Annotated in this window: 7 protein-coding genes; 1 reads left to right on the forward strand and 6 read right to left on the reverse strand. The window is 43.1% G+C overall.

Going from position 1 to position 12,595, the window contains the following annotated elements; all coding sequences use genetic code 11:
* The first annotated feature begins 134 nt into the window (after positions 1 to 134).
* Entirely contained in the window at positions 135 to 4,115 is a 3,981-nt protein-coding gene (locus tag DI060_RS11020) for a PAS domain S-box protein (RefSeq protein WP_108976550.1), read from the forward strand.
* 95 nt (positions 4,116 to 4,210) lie between these two features.
* On the opposite strand, the gene DI060_RS19065 is transcribed toward DI060_RS11020, so the two are convergent.
* The 6 genes from DI060_RS19065 to DI060_RS19185 all read right to left on the reverse strand — a co-directional run bounded on the left by DI060_RS19065 (position 4,211) and on the right by DI060_RS19185 (position 12,552).
* Positions 4,211 to 4,558 carry a hypothetical protein gene (locus DI060_RS19065; protein ID WP_209452031.1) on the reverse strand — a complete coding sequence of 116 codons (348 nt, stop codon included), beginning with the start codon at positions 4,556 to 4,558 and terminating at the stop codon, positions 4,211 to 4,213.
* A 2-nt stretch (positions 4,559 to 4,560) separates the two neighbouring features.
* Positions 4,561 to 4,914: an ArsR/SmtB family transcription factor gene (locus DI060_RS19070; protein ID WP_209452032.1), complete on the reverse strand. Its 354-nt coding sequence runs from the start codon at positions 4,912 to 4,914 to the stop codon at positions 4,561 to 4,563.
* Positions 4,915 to 5,119: 205 nt separating this feature from the next.
* Entirely contained in the window at positions 5,120 to 5,647 is a 528-nt protein-coding gene (locus DI060_RS11030; RefSeq protein ID WP_108976551.1) for a hypothetical protein, read from the reverse strand.
* Positions 5,631 to 6,077, reverse strand: a complete 447-nt coding sequence (locus DI060_RS11035) for a hypothetical protein (protein WP_135355045.1) — start codon at positions 6,075 to 6,077, stop codon at positions 5,631 to 5,633. The genes DI060_RS11030 and DI060_RS11035 overlap by 17 nt, the downstream gene beginning before the upstream one ends.
* A 193-nt stretch (positions 6,078 to 6,270) precedes the next feature.
* Positions 6,271 to 7,062: a hypothetical protein gene (locus tag DI060_RS11040; RefSeq protein ID WP_108976553.1), complete on the reverse strand. Its 792-nt coding sequence runs from the start codon at positions 7,060 to 7,062 to the stop codon at positions 6,271 to 6,273.
* On the reverse strand, positions 7,063 to 12,552 hold the full coding sequence (locus DI060_RS19185; RefSeq protein ID WP_244594371.1) for a hypothetical protein: 5,490 nt from the start codon (positions 12,550 to 12,552) through the stop codon (positions 7,063 to 7,065).
* Positions 12,553 to 12,595 lie beyond the last annotated feature (43 nt).

The raw sequence follows: 12,595 nt of genomic DNA on the forward strand, positions 1-12,595 counted from the left end.
TAAAGTAAGGAAAGGAAGTGATACACATGTCCTCCCAGTTCTTTATCGTATACAGAACCAGATTCTCTTGTGGACAGAGTTCTTGGAAGGATTCCCATGGACCTTGGGATAATTAGGATTCCCAGCCCTTTGCCATGAAAGCCCCCGATATCCCATCCAATGAGACAGAAAGACTCCGCGACTTACATTCCTTTGCTATTTTAGGTGCAGAGGAAGAAGCGGATTTTGACTTCCTGACCCAAATGGCAGCAAGGATTTGTGGAACCAAAGTTGCCTTGGTATCTTTGGTGACCGAAGACAAACAATGGTTTCTATCCCACCATGGATTAGAAGAACGAGAGACTAGCAGAGAGGTCTCGTTTTGCGGACATGCCATCAACCTTCCAGAAGAAGCCTTTATCGTTCAAGATGCACGTAAAGATGAGCGTTTCTTTGACAACCCTTTGGTGACGGGCCCTTTACAAGTCATATTCTATGCAGGCATTCCGCTCTTAACAGAGAAAGGACATGCAATAGGCACATTATGTGTGCTAGATGATCAACCCAAGGCATTGGACGAAGAACAAATCCAGCTTCTACGAAGCCTCTCAAGACAAGTCATCCATTTATTAGAATTACGAAGAGCCAATCAAAACCAAAAAACGATTCAAAACAATTTAGAAAAGTATGTAGCTCTCTTGGAAGAGACCGAGAGAACCAATCAAATCGGATCTTGGGAAGTGAACCTAGATACAGGGAAGGTGCTCTGGACAGAAGAAGTCTACCACATCCATGAGGTGGGACACGAACACATTCCCTCTGTGGAAACTGGTATCAATTTTTACCATCCAGATGATAGGGCCATCATCACGACTGCTATCCAAACAGCAATCGAGGACAATAGCTCCTTTGACGTTGTCTGTCGTTTCATCACGGCCAAAGGAAACCAAAAATGGGTTAGGAGCACTGGGAAACTTTTAAATCGAAATTTGGTAGGAAGCTTTCAAGACATCACAGAACTCAAAGCAAGTGAGCTAAAGTTCAAAGGTATTTTCAATTCAACATATACCTTTACCAGCTTTCTCAACCAAAGAGGCGAGATCCTAGACATTAATGAAACGGCTCTCACAACTGCTGGGATACAAAAGCAAGAGGTGCTCGGAAAACCACTCTGGGATACACATTGGTGGAATGTCTCCTCTGAAATCAAAAACAATCTCCGAAACAATTTCTCCAAGGCACTTTCTGGCGAACGGATTGTGTATGAAGTTGCCAATTTAATTTCGCATGGCCAAGTTACAACCGTTATCTTCAGCCTAAAACCTATCTATGATGAAAAGGGATATGTAGAATTTGTTTTGGCAGAAGCAAGGCCCATCCAAGACATTATAGATACTAGAAATCGTTATTACTCAGTACTCGAAGGCACAAATGTCGGGACTTGGGAATGGAATGTGCAAACCGGAGAAACCATCTTCAATGAAAGATGGGCGGAAATCGTTGGCTACAGTTTAGAAGAACTCCAGCCCATTAGCATCCAAACATGGGCGAAGTTAGTCCATCCCGATGATTTAGCAGAGTCCAATCGTCTCCTGCAACATTGTTTCGAACGAAAGTCCGAATTCTATGAATTTGAGGCAAGGATGTTGCACAAGGATGGGTCTTGGGTATGGGTGCATGACCGAGGCAAAGTCTTTTCTTGGACGGAAGATGGCAAACCTTTGATGATGTTTGGTACCCACCAAGACATCACCAAACGCAAAAAATTCGAACGAACACTCCGCCGCACCAAGGACTTTTTAGACCAAACAAGTAAGGTAGCTCGTGTGGGTGGATGGGAGTTGGATCTACAAAACCAAGAGCTGATTTGGTCCGAAGTTACAGCGGAAATCCATGAGGTGCCTCTGGGCTATGTACCAAATCCAGAGAGCAGTTTACATTTTTATAAAGAAGGTGTGAGCCGAGAAAGGATCAAGGAAGTCTTTCACGATTGTGTAGAACACGGTGTACCCTATGATGAAGAATTAGAGTTTGTTACTTACCGAGGCAAAACGATTTGGGTGCGCACTATCGGCATTCCTGAAATGAGAGAGGGCCGATGCCTACGCATTTATGGAACCTTCCAAGACATAACCGGACAAAAAAAGGCACAAGAGGACTTAAAAAACACTCTTGCTCAAGTGGAGCTCTTCCGGCGTGTGATTGAAGATTCTGGAGATTGTTTTTATATGTTGGATCTCTCCGAGCAAGGGAGAATGGTCTATGTCAACGAAGCCGCCGAACGACACTTTGGTGCAAGAAAGGAAGATATCTACAAATGGCGGATCCGGGATTGGGACCCTGTCTTTCCTGTTGACAGGCTCGAGGAGTGGATTGATGACTTGAGCCGTGGGCGACGAATGAGTTTCGAAAGCCAACACCGAATTGCCAGTGGTAGGTTAGTACCAGTAGAAATCACCGCAAATTTTTTCCAGACTACCGATGGTAAAAGACTCGCCTATGGTTGGTTTAGTGACATTTCAAAACGTCTGCAGATCCAAAAAGAAATCAATGATGCAAAAATCGCAGCAGAGGCAGCAAGCAAAGCGAAGTCCGAATTTTTAGCCAATATGAGCCATGAGATCCGGACACCCCTCAATGGAGTGCTTGGATTTGCGAATTTGTTGAACCAAACGGAACTATCCCCCATCCAAAGAAAACACGTTGAGATCATCAATGCCTCTGGGAATGCACTCTTGGATATCATCAACGATATCCTTGACTTTTCGAAGATTGAAGCGGGTATGATGAAGCTGGAATCCATCCAGTGCGACATACTCGAGTTATTCGAGACAGCTGTGGACATCGTTAAATACTCCGCTGGCAATAAAAATTTGGAAATCCTTTTAGATATCGAACAGGATATACCGCGATTTGCCTTTGTAGACCCCATCCGGCTCAAACAAGTGTTAGTTAACCTTCTTGGCAATGCTGTTAAGTTCACTGAAGAAGGAGAGGTCGAACTCAAGGTCAGGTTTCAGAAGACAGAAGGAGAAAGGGGGGTATTTTCCATTGCCATTCGAGACACTGGGATCGGGATTTCAGACGAACAAAAACAAAAGTTATTCAAAGCATTCTCGCAAGCCGATAGCTCCGTTACACGGAAGTTTGGCGGAACTGGTTTGGGTTTGATCATTTCCAATATGATCGCAAAAGAGATGAAAACAGAAATCAAACTGGAAAGTACCTTGGGCGAAGGTAGTACGTTTTCTTTTGCGTTTGAAACCAATGTTTTACATGGTGAGGCACGCGACCTGACCGCTCTTTCCAAAATCAAACGTTGTCTCATTGTTGATGACAATGCACACAATCGCTATATCTTAGAAAAGACATTGGAATCTTGGAAACTGGCAACTACTTCTGTGGCGAGAGGGATAGATGCGATTGAGAAACTCAAAGAAGATTCCTTCGATGTCCTGATTTGTGATTACCATATGCCATCGTTAGATGGTTTGGCGACTGTGTCCGAAATCCGAAATACCTTGGGCATACCAAAAGAAAGGCTACCTATTATCCTACTGCATTCCTCTTCCGATGATGCCGAATTGCAAAAACAATGTGACTTGCTTGGGATACGGTTTCAGCTAACAAAACCTGTAAAAGCAAATGATTTGTTCAGTTTCCTATGTGCGATTCATTCGCCAAATCCTCAATTGGATATGGAAAAGCCCAAACAAGACCAGGCAAAACGCAGCTACCAACAAAATGTAAAATTTAAGATTTTGGCTGTGGAAGATGTGGACACCAATTTACTCCTAGTGAAATTTCTTTTAAAAAATTTGGTTCCCAATGCCAAGATTATTGAGGCACATAATGGCCGTGAGGCTGTGGATGCTTATCTACTCGAAAGGCCTGATTTGGTTCTAATGGATGTGCAGATGCCTGTTATGGATGGGATCGAAGCCACTAAGTTAATTCGGAGTGAAGAATCAAAGACAGGTAGCCATGTGCCTATCGTCGCCCTAACAGCTGCTGCCCTAAAAGAAGAAGAAAGTCTCTGCAAAGGGGCTGGCATGGATGATTTTTTAACCAAACCTCTAGACAAAGCAAAGTTGAAAGCGGTCATTGAACGGTATCTCTTTTCTATTGCGCCTTAACCAATACACAATCCTCTGCCTAGCCATCCATTCAGTTCTCAAGAATTCTCTGACAAGCCACAGACATGTGGCTTTGCCATTTTAGAAAAGAGGGATTAACCAACTAACTCAAGTTTACCGTGGTGGTCACAATGTCCGTTGTGTTGGTGGTGTAAATGCCCCATCACAAGATAATCAATATGGTCGCCATGAGGGATTGCTTCGTGCCCACAGCCAGGTCCGTGCACATGGGAGGCATCATGGCCTGTGCAACTGTGTCCTGAGGTACACGTAGCTGGGTTTTCTGCGCCAACTTCAATTGCGCACTCATCATAATGTCCTTCGTGGTTGTGGTGCAAGTGGCCATCGTGGGCATAGTCAATATGGCTGCCATGTTGGATGGCAGTATGCCCACAATTGGGCCCATGGACGTGGTTGTGGTTTTCGTGAGTGTGGTGGCTCATACTTAGCTCCTTCTTGGTTCTTGCGAATGGTCTATGGCATTCGCTAGTAAATTTTGTATGTGTTCGTCTACGAGAGAATAGTAGAGGTGTTTGCCCTCTCTCCGCCGTTTTACGAGCCCCTCCCCGCGCAAAAGCCGAAGCCTCTGGGAAATGGTGGATGCACCCTCCCCGGTAGACTCAGCGATCTCACTGACACAAGCCTCTCGTTCTGCCAAACGAACCAAAAGCGAGAGTCTGGCCTCATCTCCCAAAGCGCGGAAGAGGCGGGCCGCTTTTTCCAAGGCCAAAGGGCTCAGATCAACGAGTAGCTCCGCCACGGGACGGTGTTCGTGAGAGTCACAGCTTTCATCCAACATACTCGTTCATTTCATCATATGATGAAATGTTGTCAAGCAGGTTTCGAGGCCAGGTCTTTTTGGTTTTGCCTATTTTATAGGGGAGAAGAGGCTTGGGCACCTCGGACTAAAAAGTGGGTGAAAAATCCCGTTGTGGAACCGATCCCGCTCTTCGCTCGACGAGGGCGCTCGGTCGATCGGTGGTGCGGGGGATTTAAGGAATTCTTTACTTCTCCCCATCATTGTTCTGTTCTTTCACAAATTGGATTTCATTGTCATAATTTGCATTGTTTCGCTCAATGCATGCCTCGAGGCTTTTATCCCCAATTGCACTAATCGATGTCGTTCTTTTCCTTCCCTTTACATCGGTAAAGGATAATCCAATTTCGCGATGTTGTCCGTAAGAGAGACCTAAATCTCCATCCATGATTCCCTGTTTGGAAATAAAAACCCAGTGAGTATCATCGACTTTTTTTATGTCAAAAAAGACCTTTTCTGTATTTTTAGTTAGCTGAATGATTAGTTGCTTACTTTCAGTGTTGATCTCTGCACAATTGTATATGTAATGAAATTTGATTTTCTTAGTTTCATCAAACTTCTCTTCAAATGAACTATTATTGAATTCGAAATCGTAAATACCATCGAATTTTGAAAGCTCTTTGTCACTTATTTCTTCAAATTTTTGACAGTTTATTGGAATTAAAGAAACCATTAGACAGCTGACTGTGATTCTAAACTTATTTAAAAATTCCATATACCTTTACTCCTTTGTCCGGGCTTATCTGCCCATAATCCAATTTAGGTGGCAATCCTGTTACCTGGTCTCGTTTACCATTATTATTCAAATTATACCATTCTCCATTGATTCGCTTTACAACAAAATAATGATTCGCTCCTTGGTTTTCATTTGTATCACCATATATCTGCAATGTGACATCACCTTCAGAGAGCGGTATGCTGTCTAAATGAGACTTTACACCACTCACACTAATTGGATTTGTCACTCCAGTTATCTTGCCATCAGCGCCAACTCCGATTGTTTCAAAATCATTTTTCATCTTAACGCCTTTTACGTCATATCTCTTGATTAATTCGGAATTGTAGCCACGCATTCCATTCTGATCTAATACGGGAGCTGTGTTAACTCCGAAGGCAACATCTGCATTTCTGAACTTGTTGATCAAGAATTCTCCAAAGCTCACTTTTATGGAACCACTTTCTACGCCAAAAGAATAGCCAGAATACGGAGGACAGAAAGAGTCAGGCACCTCGGAAGGGTTAGTGGATCGTGACGTTTTTCAACAATCGATCCCGCTCTTCGCTCCAATCCTTGCTTTGCAAAGGATATACGCTTCGGTCGGTGGTGCGGGGGAGTGCTTAATACGGATTCCTCTTCCCTTTAAGTTCCGGCAACTCATCTATCTGTTTTAAAATCTCATCGTAAGTTCCCAAGCCTTTTCGTCCCATATAATAATCGGATGTGCAGAGTGGCATCTCTTTCTCTCCAGGATATACTTCTAATACCTTCAACTGGATGGCAAAAATATTTCCGAATAAGGTCGTCGGTTTAATTGGATAGTATGTTTGCATCGCATCAATGACATTATCGTCTTCTTTGATATCAATATCGTAACTGATAATTTTCTTGAAATTACCTACAACTTTAATATTCATCATATTGTTTATAGCAGTATAAGGTGCGTCGAAATAGGTAAGCCGCATCTTCTTAATCCGCGCATAACGAGTATCAACTACTCCATCAAATTCGCAATAATTCTTAAAATAGAAATCAAAATGATCTTTCAAATCGGTTGTTAGCTTGTTATTTTTTTGACTTGATTGATTATAAAATGCTGGGACATAATCGGCAGAAACATAGATTGCAGGTTGCTTGCCTTGCCATTTGCTCACAAACCATCTTCGCCGATCACCAAATTTTTCGATAATTTCTTCTCTTTCTTTTAGCGTTAATAGCTTCTTAAAAGAACCATCGTTTTTATAATAATGTACACCATAGAACCAGTTGTCTTCTATTGAAGTAATCAATGTTCCAGTCATAAAACCATTATTCTGTTTTTCTATTTTTTTCCGAACGTTTTCTAAGTCCTCACCATCACCCGCAAATACTGATGATGCCATAAATGCAAAAAATAGAAATAAACGTTTCATTTATTTTTTCTCCAAAACGGTAGACCAACGATTTCCGAGTTCATAGTTACCATATGGGTATCGTATTAGCTGATCTTTTCTATTAGAATCGTTTACGATCCATTCTCCTCTTTCGTCATCAAATCCGACGATGTTCACTCTATGACCTTGGGAAGGTTCTTTTATCTCACCTTTTTCATTATATTTAGGTTCCGCTGGCGGCGCATCCAAATACATTCCCGAATTCACGATCTTTCCTTTTTTCAATTGTTCTTTGATGGCATTGTGCTTATCTTCAATCGTTTTGATTGCTTTATCATCCATGATATTTCTAGCCTTCAACCCAAATTGATCTAAAATTCTATTGTAGGCGTTAATTGTATCTTTTGACATATTCCCTGTTTCTCCCATTTGGTATTGGAGCCTTGTCAATTCATGTATCAGCTTCCTTCCCATATCCGAATTGTCGCGAAATTTAACACCTTCTTGCACCATTTGCCCTAACAATGTATACGATTGGCATGTGTTACCTCCAGCTTGTATATAGACATACTTCCCGAGATCAGAATCCCAATGACCAGCTGGAATATCTTCTAAACGATCAGAGATTACAACAACTTTCTCTCCATAATCATTATGCTGATTTACACTTTCCGTTCCTAAGATGATGACACCACTTTCAAGACCGTTGCTATCTTTTATGATCAATTGTTTACGAGGTGGATTTCCAGGTAGGTCTTTCATTGTAAAATCCGGTTTATCTTCAGAATACAATTTTTCATTGATAAACTCCAAATTCGCTTTCGTATGGCGATCAATCAATGCTTTTGGATCATGAAATTTCGCATACCTATCTGGGATGGCATCTTGTGGCTGATCCATTACGATAACCTTACTGGATTTATACTTATTATCAATTGAATCGATCGCCGTATTTTTATTCGTTTCCAGTTGGGCTATTTCTGCCTTTAATTTTTTAACTCTATCGATATCAGTTTTTTCTTTACTATCCTTTTTCGATTCTAGCTCCGTCTCTTTGATTTTGATTTGATCATCATAGATTTTGTTGATTATCTCTTTGGACTCTCTCGTTTTCTTTTCAAATGCCTCTTTATAGACAGACTCTTGCTTTGCTAATTTGTCAGCATATACTTGTCGCTCTCTTTCCACTGTTTCTTGGAGATTTTTCTTTTCAGATCCTAGTCTAGTTTTTTCAGCTTCCGAAAGTTTGCTAGAAGATTGTTTTTCCTCCAATAATTTGACTGCTTTATTTAATCCGTCTATCGTGGAACGTTGGTCTTGCAGATCCTTGTCCACCTTACCTTTTAAAGCTCTCTCTTCCGTTAGTTCTCGATTTCTTTGGATAGCCTCATCTTTTGAGAGACCCATTATCTTTTCATAGTTTGTTCGGCTTGTTGCTTCAGCCACAATATCTGATGGTTTAACAGGTGTCTTAAATGGAATATCCGCTTTGGCGTTTAGTGATTTGATTCCTTTATCTAACTTTGCAAGTTCAGCTTCGTATACTTTGCGCACCTTTGCCAAATCCGCACTTTCCTTATATGGAGAATCCGAGGAACTATTGCGTATATCATTCCTCATTTTTTGTTTAAAAGCCTCAGTTAATTCTGTTCTCTTTTTACGAAGATTCGTTAACTCATTTTCTTCCGAGGCTAACAAATTCTCCGTTTTTGATTTGATTGGTGGCTCAGAAGCTTTGAGTTTTTTATCAAGGTTTTTTTCCTTTTCTCTATAAGTCTCTAGCTGTTCCTCGCTAAGTTTATAAATTCCTCTCGTATTGCGATCAATGACGTGGTTTATAGTTTCTTCAGATTCATCACTTTGGCCAGGTCGACGATAGTCAGGATCGAGTCTAGGATCATAAAAACCGTTTTGATATCCATCGGGAACAAAAAACTGGCTAAACGGATTTCTATCAGTAGCATCAACTAAAGAAACAGGGCGTTCATTATTATCTAATCGTATCCCATCCCTATCTACCTCGACTTCACTATCCCCCTCCTCTTCTTTCCTCATCCGTACAGGTCGTTCGGCAACTGCAGGGTTGTTTGTCGGTGTTTGGTTTCCTCCATTGTTTGCATTTCCACCTCCGGCAAAGGCAAAAGCTCCTGCAAAGAAGGTTCCTATGCTTGCCGCTGCACTGACGGCGATTGTCTCTGGGTCATAGGGACGAGGTTTGGATAAGTCGGCCACGCGGTCTCCCCTTTCCCCTGGGCTCATTTTATTGATATCCTCATCGGACTTGCCGGCATCCCGTAAGATTTGACGTTCTTGAGCTCGGTTAACAAGTGCCTGGTCAGACTCTGACAACGTCTCATTATTGAGTTGCGCATTCATGATACGTTCGGCAACGGCTGGTGGCACTCCGTCTGCAATGAGATTGGCCCTTTCTTGCAATCGATTTGTCCTATCTTGCGCTAAGTTGATATTTTGTTCGGCCCAGTTTATCTCTTCCATCACAAAGCCATTGGGTCCATTGGTCGCAAGGTTAATCCCATTCAACTGGGCTGAAGTGGAGAGACCATACTGATCAATGGTAGATGTTAGCCCTAGGCCTGTATTGGGGTCTGTATACCCTATAGATCCAGATAGGCCTCCCCCGTTGATATCGTAATTGGCTCCCACATTCCAGCCTTCCCTTGGGCCTTTCCCGGCGTTCACATTGACTCCAATGGAGGTAGAGCCATTTGTCGTTGTGCTTGCGGTAAATTGTAATTTCTCCATGCCTGGAATGGGTGCGGCGGAACCAGATATGGTAGTATTTCCTTTCTCAGAAAAGCTTATATTGGCATTCACCGATCCGCTACCAAGTCCGATCATAGCTCCCCATTTGTTTTGTTTGTCATAGGTAACACCAACTCCGACTGCCGAGTGACTGAGAAATTTTCCTAATTTTGGCCCGAGACTTGAGGTTACATCACCGAGGTCGAATGAACCTGATTTACCAAAATAACTCAGAACTCCATTGGCAAGACCAGCTAACATACCCTCTGGTCCATTGCGGCTTCCATCAATGACTTGCACTGTGGTTTGGATCGCAGCTGTTCCCACTTGAGGTGCTGACGCAGCTGCCACATTCAAGAAAGACCCAACATTACTTGCAATACTGCCGAGTGTCGGTGCTAAAGAGCTAATTGCCCCACCTACCGCATTGATACCTGCAGATACAACATTGCCGACCGCATTGATTCCAGATTGGATAGCTGAACCTAAGGGCCCTAGCGCTGATAGGGCACCAAAAGAAACTGCCGTTGTAATTACTGTAATCGCTGTTGACCTTGCCGCTTCTTTTTGCGCCTTTTTGTCTGCCCTACTCTGCTCACGTTTGCTGACATTGGCGCGAAAAGCGGAATTTAGGATGGCTCTTTCATTTTCACTCATGCCAACTGATAATTGTTTAACGGCTTCTCTTTGGAAGAGTTCCTTCGTAAATCCATTTTTGTCTTTGAGTGTGGGTGTGGATGACGTATAACTTAAGGCAGATGACTTCATACCGAACATCTGGTTCATCATGGCTTCGGATTGAATCTCTGCAGTGGAAGAATCAAGACTCCCCGCATTCGCAATCCGATTCCCTTGGCTAAAGACCTGCTGGAGGTCTCTTTCCTTCATACCCAATCCAGCAGCCGCAGTTTTGATAATTCCACCTGCAACACCGACAATCTGTGATGCTACATTTCCTAAAGGATTAGAGGCGACAGCACGTCTTGCTTTTTTTGCTGCCTGAGAACCAACGTAATCTCCTATGATATTGGATGCCACTTCCTGTGGGAGTCCCGCGCTTGTCGCGAGTGCTGTCGTTGCATACTTTTGGATGAGGCCTTTTTCATTGGCGCGTATGGCACTGATCGCGTCTTTTCCTCCAGTCATTTTTGGAAGTTGTTTGTCCAGATAATCAGAAGTAGATTGCATCACCTTACCTGTTACAGTTAACATCGGATTGATCGTTGCTGCAACCCCAGGTCCAACGGCATTAAATACTGAATCCGTCGCTTTAGCCATCGTCTTGACTATGGTGGTTCCTGCCGAGACCATAAGGCCTGTCATCGTTCCCGTCAAACCTCCCGAAACGTTGTTGGCAAAACTATTAACCTTTGCAAAAGAGTTTTCGATCGCACGCAAAGGATTGTTTGTGGAAAACGAATTAGCTCTATCTTTGATTTTCTTTTCCTGCACCTTCCCACGCAAAAAACTCACAGCATCCGCGAGCATAGAGATCTGGTCTTCGTCGGCACCTGAGGCTCGTGCCCAGGCTTCGGCAAGGCTTGCATTGATTTTATCTTCTACTTTACTTTTGATGGCTCCTTTGACACCAGCCATCCCACCCGAGATGTAGGCTATGATCAGGTCTTTGATGAGGGAATCTTGGGCTTCTTGGTCTTGTTTTGCTTTGCGGAACTTGGCATCATTTTCTGATTCTACTTTTAAGATAGAGGCAACAGAGCTTTGGATGGTTTTAGAATCAGCTGTAAGCTTACGGCTGTAAAATGTTTGGTTGACAGCCATGTTTTGTGCTTCCACATCTTTCCAATCATCATTCCCCCAGATGTCAAAGAGGTCTTTGCCTTTCGGAGCCATAACTGGATCTACACTCGATAGATACATACTTCTGCGTTCTGCTTGCGTCCCGCTGATGTATTCTCCTTTGGCATTGCGGCCACCAATTTTGCCATTGCTGATGATTTTGGTGAAGGTCGCGACTCGTGTGCTCTCGTTAAAATCCACATCGAAGTCCTTTCTTAGTAACTTCAAGGCAACACACTCTGGGTCATTAGGATTGATATAACAGATTCCATGCCTAGCGTCTGGTTGTTTTGGATCTTGGATCGGAGAGAGACCAAGGAGCTTACTCTCATTTTCGGTAAGAGAACGAACGATCATCCCATCTTCAAAGCGGAGGCTTCCATCTATCTTTATCAGTCTATCGAGAGTTTGGCCATGAACTTTGTTAAAACAATCTTGGTAGGACTTCTTGGTATCTGCCATACAGGAGTCGATGAGAGGTTTGGACTTCTTTGTGTCTGTGAGAATGGTAAGGATGTCTTTGAATCTAGCATCCCCTTCAAGATTACCATTGTCATCAAAACGAGCTACGGACCTTGCCCCCCAATCAATGTTATATGCATTTTGGTTGATCATCCTCCTTTGTTCAAAGAGTGCGGACCGGTCATTGTTCTCATTCATGGAAAGGAGTTGGCTGTACTGGTAAATCCCATTGCTTGTCTTTTGGAAGGTGCTTGCCACATCCACTTCTGTTACAGAGGTTTCCACTTTGAGCTGAGAGTTTGCTTGGAAGAGAGAATAGGTTTGTCTTGCAACTGGAACCTTTGGAACCGAAGACAAACCAATGTTTGGGGATAACGATTGCCCCAAGTCCAATCGAACCGTATAGCCCAAATCCATAGCATCGGGTGCTAAGCCTTTTTTGCCAGGATTCGTTGTGCTTATCTCTGCGATTTGGTTGAGTGGGTTTTGGGCCGTCTGGGTCACAGTGAACTCTCGCTCTGTGAGGCTTGCGATGGTTTGGCTATAA

The sequence above is a fragment of the Leptospira ryugenii genome (assembly GCF_003114855.1).
GTDB lineage: Bacteria > Spirochaetota > Leptospiria > Leptospirales > Leptospiraceae > Leptospira_A > Leptospira_A ryugenii.